The organism is Amycolatopsis sp. cg5, assembly GCF_041346955.1.
GTDB lineage: Bacteria > Actinomycetota > Actinomycetes > Mycobacteriales > Pseudonocardiaceae > Amycolatopsis.
On the sequence record NZ_CP166849.1, the window covers coordinates 4,082,553 to 4,098,278 of the forward strand.

The 15,726-nt window shown below is 69.3% G+C and carries 14 protein-coding genes; 8 read left to right on the forward strand and 6 right to left on the reverse strand.

Going from position 1 to position 15,726, the window contains the following annotated elements; all coding sequences use genetic code 11:
* Window positions 1-17 precede the first annotated feature (17 nt).
* The 7 genes from AB5J62_RS18430 to AB5J62_RS18460 all read left to right on the forward strand — a co-directional run bounded on the left by AB5J62_RS18430 (window position 18) and on the right by AB5J62_RS18460 (window position 5,844).
* Window positions 18-617, forward strand: coding sequence for a helix-turn-helix domain-containing protein (locus AB5J62_RS18430; RefSeq protein WP_370949452.1), 600 nt, complete (start codon window positions 18-20; stop codon window positions 615-617).
* Between the two features lie 82 nt (window positions 618-699).
* A complete protein-coding gene (locus AB5J62_RS18435; RefSeq protein WP_370949453.1) occupies window positions 700-1,158 on the forward strand; it encodes a hypothetical protein in 459 nt (152 codons plus the stop codon).
* A gap of 72 nt (window positions 1,159-1,230) precedes the next feature.
* Window positions 1,231-2,391 (forward strand): NAD(P)/FAD-dependent oxidoreductase, encoded by a 1,161-nt coding sequence (locus tag AB5J62_RS18440; protein WP_370949454.1) that lies wholly within the window; start codon window positions 1,231-1,233, stop codon window positions 2,389-2,391.
* A complete protein-coding gene (locus AB5J62_RS18445; RefSeq protein ID WP_370949455.1) occupies window positions 2,388-2,651 on the forward strand; it encodes a (2Fe-2S)-binding protein in 264 nt (87 codons plus the stop codon). The genes AB5J62_RS18440 and AB5J62_RS18445 overlap by 4 nt, the downstream gene beginning before the upstream one ends.
* Window positions 2,648-3,934, forward strand: a complete 1,287-nt coding sequence (locus AB5J62_RS18450) for an NAD(P)/FAD-dependent oxidoreductase (RefSeq protein WP_370949456.1) — start codon at window positions 2,648-2,650, stop codon at window positions 3,932-3,934. The genes AB5J62_RS18445 and AB5J62_RS18450 overlap by 4 nt, the downstream gene beginning before the upstream one ends.
* Complete coding sequence (locus AB5J62_RS18455) at window positions 3,931-4,842, forward strand: dihydrodipicolinate synthase family protein (RefSeq protein ID WP_370949457.1); 912 nt, start codon at window positions 3,931-3,933, stop codon at window positions 4,840-4,842. The genes AB5J62_RS18450 and AB5J62_RS18455 overlap by 4 nt, the downstream gene beginning before the upstream one ends.
* A complete protein-coding gene (locus AB5J62_RS18460; protein ID WP_370949458.1) occupies window positions 4,843-5,844 on the forward strand; it encodes a proline racemase family protein in 1,002 nt (333 codons plus the stop codon).
* Between the two features lie 330 nt (window positions 5,845-6,174).
* Here AB5J62_RS18460 and AB5J62_RS18465 read toward each other — a convergent pair whose 3' ends face one another.
* Both AB5J62_RS18465 and AB5J62_RS18470 read right to left on the reverse strand, forming a co-directional pair.
* Complete coding sequence (locus AB5J62_RS18465) at window positions 6,175-6,615, reverse strand: hypothetical protein (protein WP_370949459.1); 441 nt, start codon at window positions 6,613-6,615, stop codon at window positions 6,175-6,177.
* A gap of 198 nt (window positions 6,616-6,813) precedes the next feature.
* Window positions 6,814-7,695, reverse strand: a complete 882-nt coding sequence (locus tag AB5J62_RS18470) for a class I SAM-dependent methyltransferase (protein ID WP_370949460.1) — start codon at window positions 7,693-7,695, stop codon at window positions 6,814-6,816.
* Window positions 7,696-7,843: 148 nt separating this feature from the next.
* Between AB5J62_RS18470 and AB5J62_RS18475 the strand changes: the two genes are divergently transcribed.
* A complete protein-coding gene (locus tag AB5J62_RS18475) occupies window positions 7,844-10,978 on the forward strand; it encodes a TIM-barrel domain-containing protein (protein WP_370949461.1) in 3,135 nt (1,044 codons plus the stop codon).
* Window positions 10,979-11,093: 115 nt separating this feature from the next.
* Here the strand turns inward: AB5J62_RS18475 and AB5J62_RS18480 are convergent, their stop codons facing one another.
* Genes AB5J62_RS18480 through AB5J62_RS18495 form a run of 4 tightly spaced genes read right to left on the reverse strand, consistent with a single transcriptional unit; the run spans window position 11,094 to window position 15,717 of the window.
* The gene (locus tag AB5J62_RS18480) at window positions 11,094-11,861 is read right to left on the reverse strand and encodes a DeoR/GlpR family DNA-binding transcription regulator (RefSeq protein ID WP_370949462.1); all 768 of its coding nucleotides are present in this window, start codon (window positions 11,859-11,861) and stop codon (window positions 11,094-11,096) included.
* Window positions 11,862-11,873: 12 nt separating this feature from the next.
* The gene (locus tag AB5J62_RS18485; RefSeq protein WP_370949463.1) at window positions 11,874-13,718 is read right to left on the reverse strand and encodes a DUF5107 domain-containing protein; all 1,845 of its coding nucleotides are present in this window, start codon (window positions 13,716-13,718) and stop codon (window positions 11,874-11,876) included.
* On the reverse strand, window positions 13,715-14,779 hold the full coding sequence (locus AB5J62_RS18490; RefSeq protein ID WP_370949464.1) for an ABC transporter ATP-binding protein: 1,065 nt from the start codon (window positions 14,777-14,779) through the stop codon (window positions 13,715-13,717). Before AB5J62_RS18490 ends, AB5J62_RS18485 begins: the two co-directional genes overlap by 4 nt.
* Window positions 14,780-14,787: 8 nt before the next feature.
* Complete coding sequence (locus AB5J62_RS18495; RefSeq protein WP_370949465.1) at window positions 14,788-15,717, reverse strand: carbohydrate ABC transporter permease; 930 nt, start codon at window positions 15,715-15,717, stop codon at window positions 14,788-14,790.
* Window positions 15,718-15,726: the final 9 nt, after the last annotated feature.

The following is a 15,726-nucleotide window of genomic DNA, read 5'->3' on the forward strand; positions in this document are numbered from 1 at the left end:
ACGCTCAGGGAGACGTGGTGGAGGACGAGGCACCCTCGATCCGGGACATGCTGGCGGTCAACCTGCGCGCCGCCCGCACGGCGCGCGGCCTCTCGCTCTCGGAGCTCGCCCGCCGTTCGGGCATCGGCAAGGCCACGCTGTCGCAGCTCGAGTCCGGCGGCGGCAATCCGACCATCGAGACGGTGTTCAGCCTGTCCCGCGTGCTCGAAGTCGCGATCTCCGACCTGCTCGACCGCCGTGCGGGCGGCGCGTTCACCGTGGTCAGGGCGGCCGACGTCGAGGTGCTCCGCGGCGAGGGCGTCGACCTGCGCCAGCTGCGGCGCATCGAGACGGGCGACGGCGTCTTCGAGCTCTACGACCAGGTCGTGCGCGGTGATTCACCGCAGCGTTCGCAGGGCCACGTCGGCATCGAGCACACGATCGTCCAAACCGGACGCCTTCACGTCGAGGTCGCCGGCCGCACCGTCGAGGTCGGCCCCGGTGACTACGTCGCGTTCGACGCCCGCGAGCCGCACTGCTACACCGCGCTCGAGGCGCCCGTGCAGTCGGTGCTGCTGCTGCAATACCGTGCCGACGAACGGCTCGACGGCAAGGCTCACGCGGTACTGAAGAACTGACCGCGGCGCAAGTGGCCGATACGCCAGCTTCTTTTTCGTCGCTCCTGTAGTTGGATGAAACGGTCCGAACAAGGGGGAAGCGATGAAGAAGATCACCGCGTTGTCCACCGCGCTGCTCGCGGCGACGTCGATTTGTGCCTTCCCCGGAATCGCCTCGGCCGCGACCGAAAAGGCCACGGAATGCACCGGCTCGCTGATCGAGCGGCTGACCGCGAAATACGGCGGCGGCACTGTCGCCGAGCTGGACATCTACTTCAACGGCACGACCGGCGTGAATTGCGCGCGGATGAACCACGTTGGCGTCACCTACGGCAAGAAATACTTCACGATGGTCTACATCGGCGTCTGCAAGGAGACCTCGCCGGGGCCGACGTGCACCATCACCCAGAACGACTCGGACGAAGGCAATTACACGCATTACGCCGGTCCCGTTTCCGTCGCCGCGCGCAAACACTGCATCTACGTGACCGCGCAACTGGCCTATCCGACCATGGCGAACCCTCGCAACCTCGACACCGGGGACGCCAGCCACTGCGGCTGACCGGCCGGTTGACATCTTCCGCTGCCGGGACTTACGCTCCGATCGTTCGCTTTACCGAACGACGGAGGTTTGATGAACCGAACGCGGGTGGTGGTGCTCGGTGCGGGCATCATCGGGGCCGCGTGCGCCCGTGAGCTGAGCCTGGCCGGCTTCGACGTGCTCGTCGTGGACCGTGGCAGGCCCGCCGGTGGCACCACGTCGCACGGTGAGGGCAACATCCTGGTGTCCGACAAGGGGCCGGGCGCCGAACTCACGCTCGCGTTGCTGTCCGCTCGGCTGTGGCCGTCGGTCGTCGCCGAACTCGCCGCCGAAGACCCGGACGCGGCGACCGAGTACGACCCCAAGGGCGGCATCGTCGTCGCGACGACCGAAGACGGCGCACGCTCGCTCACCACGTTCGTTCAGTCGCAGATCGAGGCCGGGGTCGTCGCGGAACCTTTGTCTCCCAACGAAGTCGCGGCCGCCGAGCCCGCGCTGACCCGCGACGTGGCAGCGGCCTTCCGCTACCCGCAGGACGCGCAGGTGCAGCCTGCCGGAGCGGCATTGGCGTTGCTGGGTTCCGCGCTCCGGCACGGGACCCGGCTGCGCGCCGACACCGAGGTGCTCGGCGCGGTCGTGGCTCATGGTCGGATCACCGGCGTCCGCGTGCCCGGCGAGGTGCTCGGAGCCGATGTCGTCGTGAACGCGGCGGGTCCGTGGGCGGGTGAGCTGTCGGCCCGGCTCGGCGCGCCGATCGCGGTCCGGCCGCGCCGCGGTGAGGTGCTGGTGACGACGCCGATGCCCGGCGTCGTCCGGCACAAGGTCTACGACGCCGACTACGTTGGCGCGGTCGGCGCCGGTTCGGGCGAGTTGCAGACTTCCGCGGTCGTCGAGTCGACCTGGGGCGGCACGGTGCTGATCGGCTCCTCGCGCAGGCGGGTCGGCTTCGACGACACGATCCGGCCCGACGTGCTGGGCGCGGTCGCCGCGAAGGCGGTGCGGCTGTTCCCGTCGCTCGCCCATGCCGCGATCATGCGGGCGTACGGCGGATTCCGGGCCTATGTGGACGATCACCTGCCGGTGCTCGGCGAAGATCCGCGCGTCGCCGGGCTGTGGCACGCCACCGGGCACGAGGGCGCGGGGATCGGGCTGAGCGTCGGCACCGGCCTGCTGCTGCGCGAACTGCTGACCGGGGCGGCGCCGTCGGCACCGGTCGAAGAGTTCACTGTGGACCGTCCGGCAGTGCTCGCATGACCGAGCGGATCCAACTCACCGTCGACGGCGAACCCCTGACCGGCTTCGCCGGCCAGTCTGTGGCGGGTGTGCTGCTGGCATCGGGCCGGATGTCTTGGCGGACAACGCGGTCCGGCGCGCCACGTGGTGTCTTCTGCGGTATCGGCGCGTGTTTCGACTGCCTGCTGACCGTCAACGGCGTGCCCGACGTCCGCGCCTGCCGGCGGTCCGCTGTGGACGGTGACGAGATCCGCACCCAGACCCGGCGGGAGGACGCGTGAAGCACGTGGTGATCGTCGGCGCCGGGCCCGCCGGGCTCGCGGCGGCCGAGCACGCGCTCCACGCCGGAGCGCGGGTCACGATCCTGGACCAAGCGGAGGTTCCCGGCGGCCAGTATCACCGAGGCCGGGCCGATTTCGGCGCGCTGCTCAGCCGCTGCGAGTGGTGGCCGGGCAGCACGGTCTGGGCCGTCGAGCCGGAACTGGGGGTCCACGTCCTGTGCGGACCCGCCGATGGCGCCGACCGGCAACGGCGCACGCTCACCCCTGACGCACTGGTGCTGGCGACCGGCGCACATGACAGGACGTTGCCGTTCCCCGGCTGGCAACTGCCCGGCGTCTTCACCGCGGGCGCCGCGCAGGCGCTGGCGAAGGGGGACCGCGTCGCGGTCGGACGTCGGGTGCTGGTCGCCGGCGCCGGGCCGTTCCTCTTGCCGGTAGCCGAATCCCTGCTCAAGGTAGGCGCCGAAGTCGTCGCCGTCCTCGAAGCCAACCCGGCCACGACCGTCCTCAAAGGATGGTCATCGCCCGCCGCCGTCCGGCCGGACAAAGCAGGCGAGCTGATCCGCTACGCGACCGCGTTGGCTCGGCACCGCATCCCGTACCGGACAGGCCGAGTGGTCATCGAAGCGCGCGGCGACGATCGCGTCCGTTCCGTCGTCACCGCGCGAGTGCGCGCCGACTGGTCGCTCGTCGCGGGCACCGAGCGGACGTACGAGGTCGACGCGGTCTGCGTCGGCCACGGCTTCGTGCCGCAACCCGAACTGGCGGTCGCCGCGGGCTGCGCGCTCGACGACGGTTTCGTGCGCGTCGACGCCGCCCAGCGGACCACTGTGGACGGTGTATTCGCGGCAGGCGAGATCACCGGCATCGGCGGCGCGGTCACCGCAGCCGCGGAAGGCGCGGTCGCCGGTCGTGCTGCCGCGGGTGAGGACGTTCCCGCCGCGCTACTTCGCGCTCGCGACCGTGCCTTGGCGTTCGCGGACCGGCTGGCCGTTGCCCACCCGATCGGTAAGGCCTGGCGCGGCTGGCTGCGCGACGACACGATCGTCTGTCGTTGCGAGGAAACCACGTACGCCGAACTTTCCCGTGCGGCCGCGGATCCGGTCGCACCGGGATCACACGCGCTCAAACTCGGCACCCGCGCGGGCCTCGGCCCGTGCCAGGGCCGGATGTGCGGACCCACCGTGAGCGAACTCTTTGGCCTACCCGAACGCCACCACCGCCCGATCGCCCAGCCGATCCGGCTGGGCGAACTCGCCGACCACAAGGAGAATCCCGGATGAGCACCCCCGACCTCGGCGGCGTCGTCGTCGCCACCGCGTTGCCCTACCGCGCGGACGACTCGGCGCCGGCGGGCCTGGCGGTCGACTACGACGCCTACGCCGAGCACTGCCGCTGGCTGATCGACAACGGCTGCCGAGGCGTCGGCCCCAACGGCTCACTCGGCGAGTACTCCTCACTCACCGACGAAGAACGCCGCCGCGTCGCCCGCACGGCCATCGAGGCGGTCGGCCCGGACGGCATCGTCGTCGTCGGCGTGCACGGCCCCGGCTCCCACCAAGCTCGGTACTGGGCCGAGGCCGCCGCCGAGGACGGCGCGCACGGCCTGCTCTGCCTGCCGCCCACGCTGTACCGCGCCAACCGCGGCGAGGTGCTCGCCCACTTCGAAGCCGTGGCGAGCGCCGGCCTGCCGGTCATGGTCTACAACAACCCCTTCGACACCAAGGTCGACCTCACCCCGGAGCTGCTCGCCGAGATCGCCGCGATCGACAACGTGGTGGCGGTCAAGGAGTTCTCCGGCGACGTCCGCCGCGTGCTCGAAATCCGCGAGCGAGCCCCCGGCCTCGACGTGATCAGCGGCGCCGACGACGTAGTACTCGAAAGCCTCCTGATGGGCGCTACCGGCTGGTTCGCGGGCTTCCCCAACGTCTTTCCCGCCGAGTCGGTCCGCCTCTTCGAGCTGGCGAGGGCAGGCAAGTTGGAAGAGGCTCGTGCGCTGTACGAGCCACTGGTCGCCGCGTTCCGCTGGGACTCGCGCACCGAGTTCGTCCAGGCCATCAAACTGGGCATGGACCTCGTCGGCCGCTACGGCGGCCCCTGCCGACCGCCGCGCGGCGCGCTGACCGACGAGCACCGTTCGCTGGTCACCGCCGACATGCGCCGCGCACTCGCTTCGCTCGGCGTGTCGTAGATGCGCTCGACCAGGGCGATCACGGCCGTCGATTCGCACACCGAGGGCATGCCCACCCGCGTGGTCACCGGCGGCGTCGGCGTCATCCCCGGCGCCACCATGGCCGAGCGCCGCAGGCATTTCATGTCCTCGATGGACGATCTACGCCAGTTCCTGATGAACGAGCCCCGTGGCCACTCCGCCATGAGCGGCGCGATCCTCCAGCCACCGTGTCATCCGGACGCCGACTGGGGCGTGGTCTACATCGAGGTCTCCGGCTGCCTCCCGATGTGCGGCCACGGCACCATCGGCGTCGCGACGGTCCTGGTCGAGACCGGCATGGTCGAGGTGACCGAGCCGAAGACCATCGTCCGCCTGGACACCCCGGCAGGCCTCGTCCACGCCGAAGTCGACGTCCGCGACGGCCGGGCGTCACGGGTCACCCTGCGCAACGTCGCGTCCTTCTTGGCCGATCGCGACGCGGCGGTCGACGTGCCGGGCCTCGGCGAGGTCCGGTACGACCTGGCTTACGGCGGCAACTTCTACGCGATCTTGGACTTGTCCCAAGTGGACATCCCTTTTGAACGGTCCGAAAAGGACCGCATACTGGCGGCGGGTTTGTCGATCATGGACGCGATCAATACTCAGCGCCCGCCCCGGCATCCGGAAGATCCGCTGATCGGCGGGTGCAAGCACGTCCAGTTCCTCGCCCCTGGCTCCGACGCCCGTGTGTCCCGCAACGCGATGGCGATCCATCCGGGCTGGTTCGACCGATCACCTTGCGGCACCGGCACTTCGGCCCGGATGGCGCAGCTGCACGCGCGCGGCGAGCTTCCGTTGCACACGGCGTTCGAGAACCGGTCGTTCATCGGGACGAGCTTCACCGGGCAGCTGGTCGGTGAGACCACGGCCGGCGGCCTGCCCGCGGTGGTGCCCGAGTTCTCGGGCCGAGCCTGGATCACGGGCACGGCCACCTACCTGCTCGACCCGGACGACCCCTTCCCAGCCGGCTTCGTCCTCTGACCCCGCGCCGGGGGTCGTGGTTTCGCCCGGTCGTCCAGAGCGCGTCACCCGAGGCCCTGGCTCGGTACCGCGGTGGGCGGGTCGAGCGAGTGGAAGAATTTCTGCATCTAACGGAGCAAACCTTCCACTCGCGCGGACCCCGACCGCGGGGGCGAGCAAGCCAAATGTGGTGTGCGGGATAAAGCCCGCTTTACTCCGCGGGGTCGTGAGTGTTGCAGGTGCGAGGACTGAAGCGAGGGGACCCCTCAGTGCGTATGTCGCACCCAGGGGTCCCCTCACTGCACACCCGCGAGCGAGGGGAAACCCTGCTGCACCAACCGTCCGCAACGCTCACGAGCTCGAAAACCGGTTAGCGTTGCGCGAGCAGGCTGACATGATCGTCGGGTGCTCAGGATCGCTGAACTCAACGCCTGGCTCGACGAGAAGAACGGCTTCGAAGAAGCTCGTCTGGCTGAAGTCGCGCAGTCGGCCGACGGCTCGATCACGCTCGTGATCGAGCAGTTCCTGGTCCTGGGGCTGAGGCCGGGCGACGAGTCCGTCGTCGATGTGTACGAACTCGTGGCCGCCAAGCCGGTCGAGGTCGAACACTTCGACCGCCCGTACAACCTCCTGCAAGGAATCGACGTCGAATCGGTCGACGGGGCCATGGTCATCATCGCGGAGGGGTGGGACGACCGGCTGAAGTTGGTGGTCGACGAGGTCGAGGTCCGATCGCTCGGTACCCGGCGGTACCGCCGCCTCGTTCGACCGGATTCGATCGGGCAACTGCATGTTCGACTCCGCCGACTGGACGCGTTACCTCGCGACGGGCGAGTTCCCGCCGGACGAGCGGCTGCGGGGGACGTTTGCCGACGGTTCGCTGGGGTGACTCCTCGGGGTTCAGCAGATCGACGAGCGTGCGGATGTTGAGCTCGCTCGGGTAGGGCACGGTCGTGCCATCGGACATGCGCATGACCAGTTCGCTTGCCATCAGGACGCCTTCAGCTGGAAGTGCCAGATGACCATCGCGGGGGCTCCGTCGATGGCGGCTCGTGCCGCGTCGGGCACCAGGTCGGACAGGCACCATGGCCACAGGTCCCAAGGTCCGACCTCGCGAGGCGCGTCCACAGGCTCCGGGTGCGTACCGAGCGGCACGGCGGGTTCCTCGCACCGCCGAAGCTGAAGCCCCAGCGGCAAGGCGGCGCGCAGGTAGTCGCCGAGCGAGTGACGGTAGGTCACCACCCTGCCCGGACGACCCTCCGCGTCGCGCGAGGTAGGGATCGAGCCGCGTGCCACCGCCGAGGGATGCATGTCGGCGATCACCAAATGGCCGCCCTCGCGCAAAACCCTGGCGAATTCGGCCATCGCGGGCCCGAGGTCGGGAATGTGGGTCAGTGCCAGCCCGCAGACGACCAGGTCGACCTCGGCGTCGCCGATGGGGAGGCGGTGCAGTTCGCCGAGCCGGAAGTCGCCTTGTGGGGCGAGGGCGAGCATGTCGGGGGAGCTGTCGACGCCGATGACCTGATGGCCGCGCTCGGCCAGAAGGCGGGAGTAACGGCCTGTGCCGCACGCGGCGTCCAAGGCGACGCCCGGTGATAGCGCGTCGATGATCTCTTTGACGAGGGGCTCGTCGATGTCGAAGGCCGCGTTGCCGGGCTGGTCGTAGGTCGCCGACCACCGCCGGTAGCCCTCGACCGTGTCGACGCGGTCGACTTCGACGGCCGCGTTGGCCAGTGAGTCATTGTCGAGCAGGTCGCGGATCTCGGCGATGCGTGCCTCGACGAAGTCTCGATTGAACTCTCCGGTGAAGCCGCGTAGGAGTGCGATGCCTTCGAGTCCGAGCAGGTAGGCCAAAGGGTGCTCGTAGATCACCTGGCGACCGTAGCGACGCGTTCGCTCGTGGGCCATCGGTTTTGGGGACCCTACGGAAGTCTGCTGCACCGGTTCAGGTGGCGACTTTGCGCGAAGCATGCGCTATACAGAGCACATCATGCTTATTCGTGCGTGAAAGGTGCCAGAAATGAGCAGAGTTGCGCATTCGCTCGGGTGCTTGGCCGCTGTGGTCGCGCTCGGGCTGGCGCCCGCCGCGGCCTATGCGGACCCGGCCGCGGGGCCTGATGGCAGGCTTGGTGACCTGAGCGGGATCACCGCCGAGGGCGCCACCGTCACCCTGAAGTCGGGGGCCGCCGCCGTGCGCGTCAGCTTCCCGGCCGAGTCCGCCGTGCGAGTCTGGCTGGCGCCGGACGGCACGTTCACCGATCCCGCTGGCAGCAAGATCGTGTTGCCGCGCGGCACGAGTCCCGTCACCCCGACCCGGACCGACAAGGGTTCCTATTGGGCGATTTCCACTGGTAAGGCGACTTTGCGGGCGTACAAGCATCCGCTCAAGTTCGCGCTGTACGACGGCGCCGACCGCAAGCAGCTGTGGGCGGAGTCGGCGCCGCTGTCGTGGACGGGCAAGACCACCACGCAGAGCCTGAGCCGCGGCGCCACCGAGCAGTTCGTCGGCGGTGGTGAGCAGAACGGGCGGTTCAGCCATCGCGGGCAGACGATCAAGATCTTCGCCGATGACAACTGGAACGACGGCGGCGCGCCGAACTCGCAGCCGTTCTACGCCTCGACCTCGGGGTATGGCGTGCTGCGCAACACCTTCGCGCCGGGCAGCTACTCGTTCAACGAGCCGGTGGCGACCACGCATGACGAACGGCGGTTCGACGCGACCTATGTGGTCGGTGCCGGGCTCAAGGATGTCATCTCCGGGTACACGGATCTGGTCGGGAAGCCTTTCCTGCCACCGATCTACGGGCTCGAGACCGGTGACTCCGACTGCTACCTGCACAACGCCAACCGCGGGGAGCGGCACACGCTCGACTCGCTGAAGGTGGCCGACGGGTATGTCGCCAACGGGATGCCGAACGGCTGGATGCTGGTCAACGACGGGTACGGCTGCGGGTACGAGAACCTGCAGCAGACCGGGGAAGGCCTGCGCAAGGACGGGATGCAGCTCGGCCTGTGGACCGAGGACGGCGTGCCGAACCAGGCCGACGAGGTCAAGGCGGGCGTGCGGGTGCGCAAGCTCGACGTCGCGTGGGTCGGGCCCGGCTACCAGTTCGCGCTCGACGCCTGCGACACCGCGTACAAGGGGATCGAGGACAACAGCGACGCGCGCGGGTTCGTCTGGCAGCCGGTGAGCTGGGCGGGCGCTCAGCGATGCGGGGTGCTGTGGAGCGGTGACCAGTCCGGTTCGTACGACTACATCCGCTGGCAGATCCCGACCTACGCGGGCGCGACGACGTCCGGCATCGCCTACAACACCGGCGACATCGACGGCATCTTCGGCGGCAGCCCGCAGACCTATGTCCGTGACCTGCAGTGGAAGACCTTCCTGCCGGCCGCGATGACCATGGACGGCTGGGCTTCGGCCGACAAGCAGCCGTGGCGCCAGGGTGAGCCGTACACCTCGATCAACCGCAAGTACCTGATGCTCAAGGAACGCCTGCTGCCCTACACGTACAGCTACTCCGTCCAGGCGCACCAGACCGGCGTCGGCCAGGTGCGGCCGCTGGCGCTGGAGTACCCGGATGACCCGAACGTGTGGACGGACAAGGCGAAGTACGAGTTCCTGTCCGGCACGGACTTCCTGATCGCGCCGGTGTACGAGAAGTCCACCGTGCGCAATGGCATCTACCTGCCCAAGGGCACCTGGGTGGACTACTGGAGCGGCAAGACCTACACCGGTCCGACCACCGTGGACGGTTATGACGCGCCGCTGGACACGCTGCCGTTGTTCGTCCGCGCCGGCGCCGTGGTGCCGATGTGGGCCGAGGGCACGAAGTCTTGGCAGACCAGGGACAAGGGCGTGCTCGACCTCGACGTCTACCCGAGCGGCAAGGGCGGGTTCTCCCTCACCGAGGACGATGGCGTGACCCGCGGCTACAAGCGTGGTGAGCAGGCCAAGCAGGAGTTCACTGTGGACGCTCCGGCGTCCGGGCCCGGCACGGTGACCGTCGGCATCGGCGCGAGCACCGGTTCCTACAACGGAAAGCCGGCCTCGCGGAACTACCAGCTGGCCGTCCACACGGGAACCAAGCCCGGCGCGGTGCAGGCAGGCAACGGCACGTTGCGGCAGTACGGGAGCAAGGCCGAGCTGGACGCCGCGCCGTCCGGCTGGTGGTTCGACCCGGCTGGCCAGGGCGTCGTCCGGGTGAAGACCGCCAAGATCGGCGCCGGTGACCGCCAGGACGTGCGGCTGTTCGGGGCGAGCGCGGTCGGCGGGTTCTTCCCGGAGGACAACAAGGGGTCGGTCACGTTGTCGGTGCCGTCGCTGATCGCGCCGGGACAGTCCGTCGACGGCACGCTGAGCTTCACCAATGGCACCCCGCTGCCGGTGCGTGACGTCGCGTTCTCGTTGCCCGCCAATGGGTTCCGCGTCGAAGCTCCGGCCGCTCCCAAGTTCGTCTGGCCGGGTCAGACGGTCAAGGTGCCGGTGAAGCTGACACCCGAGGCCGGGCTCAAGCCGGAGGACTACCAGCTCACGGCGAACGCGACCTACCAGGCCAGGCTCGGTGCTCATCGGGTCACCGATTCGGCGACGGTCACAGTCCCGTTCGCGTCACTCGCGGCGGCGTACGGCAACGTCGGGGTCACCGACGCCGCGCACGCCACGGTCGGCGACATCGACGGCGGCGGCAGCAGCTTCCGCGCGGAAGGTCTCGCCGAAGCCGGACTGAAGCCCGGCGCCGCGTTCACGGCCGGGGGAGCGCAGCTCACGTGGCCGTCGGCGGACGGGTCCAAACCGGACAACGTCGTCGCGGCCGGTCAGACGATCGCGGTGGGTGGCACGGGCTCGAAGCTGGTGCTCACGGGCACGGGCACGGGAACCGCGAAGGGAACGGTCGTCGTGCGCTACGCCGACGGTTCCACCAGCCAGGCCGATCTCGGTCTGCCGAACTGGTGCTGTGTCGACCCGGCGCAGTACGGGGCTTCGACGGTCGCGACGGTGATGGGCAAGAACACGCGTACCGGGCCGGCCTATCCGACCGTGCCGTACCGGGTGTTCGCGAACACGGTGCCGCTGACCGCGGGGAAGCAGGTGGTGGCGGTGACGCTGCCGTCGAACTCGGCCCTGCACGTCTTCGCGGCGGGTATCGCCTGACCACCCGTGGCCGGCCGGGCGGGCACACCCCGTCCGGCCACGGGCTCCACCCGACCGGGGTCGTGAGTGGTATGACCGGTTAGAACCGGCCGTACCACTCACGACCCCGAAGTGCTTAGGCGACCAGTACTTCGAGGCCCGCCGCTTCGAAGGCGGCCAGGATCTCGGGGTCGGCGTCCGCGTCGGTGATCAGGGTGTGGACCCGCTGGGGGAGACAGATGCGGGCGAAGGCGCGGCGGCCCAGTTTGGAGCCGTCGGCGACGGCCACGACGCGTTCGGCGCGCTCGACCATGAGCTGGTTGATGCTGGCCTCGCCCTCGTGGTGGGCGAACGCGCCCGCCTCCGGATCGAAGGCGTCGACGCCGAGGAAGAGCAGGCTGATCGTGAGCTCGCCGAGCACCTTGGTGGCCAGCGGGCCGCTGAGCTCGAACGACTGCGGGCGTGCCACCCCGCCGGTGACCACGATCTTGACGTGGGGCCGGACCGCGAGTTCGTGCGCGATGTTCAACGCGTTCGTCACCACGGTCAGCGCGGACAGATCGGAGCGCAGCGAGAGCGCGCGGGCGACGCCCGCCGTGGTGGTGCCGCCGTTGAGGCCGACGACCATGCCGGGGGTGACGAGCGCGGCCGCGGTGGCGCTGATGCGCTGTTTTTCCGGGACGTGGCGGGCTGTCTTGTAGCGCAACGGCAAGTCGTACGCGAGGTCGTTGGCGACCGCGCCGCCACGGGTGCGGGTGAGCAGCTGCTGCTCGGCGAGATGGTCGAGGTCACGCCGGATGGTCGCGGCCGAAACGTCAAGTTCGACCGCGATGTCCTCGACCTCGATCTTTTCCCGCTGCCCGAGCAGGTCCAGCAGGGTGCTCAGCCGTTCGTGCCGGGCCATCCGTGGGTACTCCTAGTGGCTTGGCTGACTGGTCATACGGAAATCGTAGCGTGCGGGCAGTGGCGCGTCGGTCAACGCGGTCCAGGTGTCCGAAAGCGACGTTTCCCCTTCACGGACGTTCGGGATCTCGAAGCCTGCCTCGAAGATCGCCAACGCGCCGTCGCGATCGCCGGACGCGAGCAGCGCGCGGGCGAGCAGGAGCCGGGCTCGGCCGCTGGTCAGACCCTCCACAAGCGACACGACCCGCGCGGGATCGGTCTGTGCTGCGGCGGCTTCCAGTATCAACGGGACCAGCGACGGCGCGAGTTCCAACGCCCGGTCGTACCACGCGGGATCCGCTGAAGCGACCGCGAGATTGCGCAGTGCCCAAGGATTCTCCGCCGCTTCGACCGAAGCCGTCCAAGCCGCGACGGCGGCGTCCCGCTGACCGGCACGCCAGCGTGCGACGCCTCGGTGATACCAGGTCAGCCAGTTGTCCGGGCTGTGCTCGAGCAGATCGGACCAGTAGGCGTTGACGAGCGTCGGCGGGGGAGGCGTCAGCGGGTCACCGCTGAGCGGTTCGCCGTCGAGCAATCCGAGCCACGGCGACTGGTCTGGGCCGAGTGATTCGGCGGGGAACGGGGTGCCGGGCAGCTGCGCGATCATGCGCCGGGTTTCCAGCGCGCCCCAGCCGGAACCCTCGTGCAGCAAAGGACCCGGCTCCGTGTCGGCCACCTTCCGCCAAGCCTCGAAGCACGACTCGATCGTCTCCTCGGACGGCAGCAGGCGTGCCACCGAGTCCACAGCGGACGTCCATTCCGGACTGTGCGCGGCCTCGGCGGTCACCGGACCGTACGCCTCAAGCCAGTCCCAGGACTCGCCGGCGGGGAGGCGCAGATGCTCGAGCTGGGTACGGGCCAGACCGGCCTGGATCTCGATGTACCCGCCCGCGCCCGGCGCCAGCCATTCCTGCCAACGCCTGCCACCGGCGGATTCGCCCCAGAGGAAAAGTTTGCGCCCGCGCAGCCGGTCGGTCGACACCTGCGCGAGGCCGTCGCCGTCGCCGTCGACCGCGGCGATCCACGGACGCGAGTTCACCTCGAAGAAGTAATCGGCCGCGGCCTCGGCGCGCGCCGGATACGTGAGGTCGCCGGGGACGTCGACCAGGTCGAGCCGCCCGGTGTAGCCGTAGTGCCAGGCGCCGGTCGCCGGGGCGATCACGCGCGTGTCCGCGGTTTGCGGCACGGCGATGTTCGACCACCAGTACACCGGGACCTCGTGCGGATGCGGATTGCGGATCCGCACGCCGACGAGCAGGAAGTCCGAGTCGTCCGGCAGGAAGAAGTCGAGCTGGAACGGCAGGTCGCGCGTGCGCTCCCACTCCCAGAGCCGCAGCACCGGCGTCCCGTCCGGGCCGTCGACGCGGGCCGCGAACATCGGCGCGCAGGTCAGCGTCGTGTGCCCGGTGCTGCCCAGGTTCCATTCGACACCACCGGCGAACCACGCGTCACGCAACGCCAGGTTAGCGGGCTGGAAAACCGGGTTGCGATACAGCAGCTCGCGCCCGGACGGCTTGTGGAACAGCGAGTACAGCCGCCCGCCCAGCGAGGGAAGGATGGTCGCGCGCACGCGGTCATTCTCCAGCACCAAGGCAGGCAACGATCGTTCCTCGCGCGAGCGCGTGTAGCCGTCCTGCAGATGGCAGGGGAGCACGGTGTCCAGCTGCCCGTAGCCCAGACCGGCCGCCAGGTCGCCGGGCAGCCCATCCACATTGGACACGGACTGCGGCGCTACCGGTTTCACCAGTGGCGGCAACGGGTTCTCATCGCCGAGGAGGGCCGCGGGCAACGTCAGCGAGGTGGCGTACAGCTCGGTCATGACAGCCGGTCACCCGTCGCCTGGTCGAACAGATGCGCCGCGCCGGTCTTCGGGGCCAGCTCGATCTTCTCGCCGCGTTGCCACGGCGCCATGCCCGGCGTGCGCACCGTCAGGACCTGGCCGTCGCTCGTGCGGCAGTACAGGTACTGGTCGCTGCCCAGCTCCTCGATCACCTCGACGGTCGCGGTCAGCCCGGAGCCGCCGATTTCCCAGCCCTCCGGCCGGATGCCGACGACGATGCCGGGCCCGGTCAGCGCCGAGCGCTGCCCCGGCGTGAGCGGCAGCCACGACGAGCCGACGATCGCGCCGTCGCTGTCCACTGTGGTCTCAAGCAGGTTCATCGCCGGCGAGCCGATGAACCCGGCGACGAACACGTTGACCGGTCGCGCGAACAGCCCGACCGGGGTGTCGCACTGCTGCAGGATGCCGTCGCGCAGCACGGCGACCCTGTCGCCCATGGTCATCGCCTCGACCTGGTCGTGCGTGACGTAGATCGTGGTGATGCCGAGCCGCCGTTGCAGCGACGCGATCTGCGTGCGGGTCTGCACCCGGAGCTTGGCGTCCAGATTGGACAGTGGCTCGTCCATCAGGAACACGCTGGGCTCGCGCACGATCGCCCGGCCCATCGCGACGCGCTGCCGCTGGCCGCCGGAGAGCTTGGCCGGCTTGCGGTCGAGGTACTCGGTCAGGTCGAGCACCTTGGCCGCCTCACGGACGCGGGTCTCCCGTTCGGCCTTGGGCATCTTCGCGATCTTGAGATGGAAGCCGATGTTCTCGCCGACCGTCATGTGCGGGTACAGCGCGTAGTTCTGGAACACCATCGCGATGTCACGCGCGTTCGGCGGCAGGTCGGTGACGTCACGGTCGCCGATGTGGATGGTGCCGTCGTCGACGCCCTCCAGCCCGGCGAGCATCCGCAGGGTGGTCGACTTGCCGCAGCCGGACGGGCCGACCAGCACCAGGAACTCGCCGTCGGCGACTTCGAGGTCGAGCCCGTCCACCGCGGGTTTGGCGACCCCGGCGTAGAACCGCGTGGTGTCGCGGAAGGTCACGGTTGCCATGGGAGTTCCTACTTTCCGGCGCCGAGCGTCAGGCCGGTGATGATCCGGCGGGCGAGCACGAGGTAGAGCGCGAGCATCGGGAGCACCACGATGGCGACACCGGCGATCAGGCCGCCGTATTCCGACTGGTAGCTCGCCGCCCCGTAGAAGGTGAACAGCGCACGCGACAGGGTGAAGTGCGCCTGGTCGTGCAGGAAGACGATGCCCAGCAGGGTTTCGTTCCACAGCCCGATCGCGTTGAGCGTCAGCGCGGTGATCAAACCGCCACGTGCCAGCGGGAGCATCACCGAGAAGAACGTGCGCACCGGGGACGCGCCGTCGATGGCGGCCGCCTCCTCCAGCTCGTCCGGCAGCGAGCGGAAGAACCCGGTCAGCAGGAACACGGTGAACGGGATCGACAACGCCACGTACACCAGGAACAACCCGTACTCGTTGTCCAGGTGCAGCTTGGACAGCACCACGAACAGCGGGATGATCACCGTCTGGAACGGCACGCCCATGCCGATGGCGACGAAGTTCGTGATCCCGTTCGAGCCGCGTTTGCCCAGCCGCGTCAACGCGTAGGCGGCAGGCGCGGACACCGCGACGGTCACCACAGTGGACAGTCCGACGAGGACGACCGTGGTGAGCACCGCGTCGCCGAAGCCAGCGTTGTTCCAGGCGTACACGAAGTTGCGGAACGGCTTGCCCTGCTTGAACCACTGGTACGGCAGGGCGAACGGCTTGGTGAAGATCTCCACCGGCGTCTTGAACGCCGCGGTGACCAGCCAGTACAGCACCAGCAGGTTGCCCGCGGTGAACAGCCAGACGATCGCCGAGCCGAGCAGCCTCAGCGGGCTCACCTTGCGTGAGCCCGGCGCCTGCTTCGGTTTGCGCGGTACCTTCCGAGCCGGTTTCGGCGCGGCGCGCACCACCGGCGGGGTGTCCGTTATGGACATCGATTCTCC

Bases quoted from the DNA above. Each gene is read 5' to 3' on its own strand.
- AB5J62_RS18435 (WP_370949453.1), top strand. From the start codon at position 700: ATGAAGAAGATCACCGCGTTGTCCACCGCGCTGCTCGCGGCGACGTCG.
- AB5J62_RS18465 (WP_370949459.1), bottom strand. From the start codon at position 6,615: ATGCAGTTGCCCGATCGAATCCGGTCGAACGAGGCGGCGGTACCGCCG.
- AB5J62_RS18475 (WP_370949461.1), top strand. From the start codon at position 7,844: ATGAGCAGAGTTGCGCATTCGCTCGGGTGCTTGGCCGCTGTGGTCGCG.
- AB5J62_RS18445 (WP_370949455.1), top strand. From the start codon at position 2,388: ATGACCGAGCGGATCCAACTCACCGTCGACGGCGAACCCCTGACCGGC.
- AB5J62_RS18455 (WP_370949457.1), top strand. From the start codon at position 3,931: ATGAGCACCCCCGACCTCGGCGGCGTCGTCGTCGCCACCGCGTTGCCC.
- AB5J62_RS18495 (WP_370949465.1), bottom strand. From the start codon at position 15,717: ATGTCCATAACGGACACCCCGCCGGTGGTGCGCGCCGCGCCGAAACCG.
- AB5J62_RS18480 (WP_370949462.1), bottom strand. From the start codon at position 11,861: ATGGCCCGGCACGAACGGCTGAGCACCCTGCTGGACCTGCTCGGGCAG.
- AB5J62_RS18485 (WP_370949463.1), bottom strand. From the start codon at position 13,718: ATGACCGAGCTGTACGCCACCTCGCTGACGTTGCCCGCGGCCCTCCTC.
- AB5J62_RS18460 (WP_370949458.1), top strand. From the start codon at position 4,843: ATGCGCTCGACCAGGGCGATCACGGCCGTCGATTCGCACACCGAGGGC.
- AB5J62_RS18440 (WP_370949454.1), top strand. From the start codon at position 1,231: ATGAACCGAACGCGGGTGGTGGTGCTCGGTGCGGGCATCATCGGGGCC.
- AB5J62_RS18490 (WP_370949464.1), bottom strand. From the start codon at position 14,779: ATGGCAACCGTGACCTTCCGCGACACCACGCGGTTCTACGCCGGGGTC.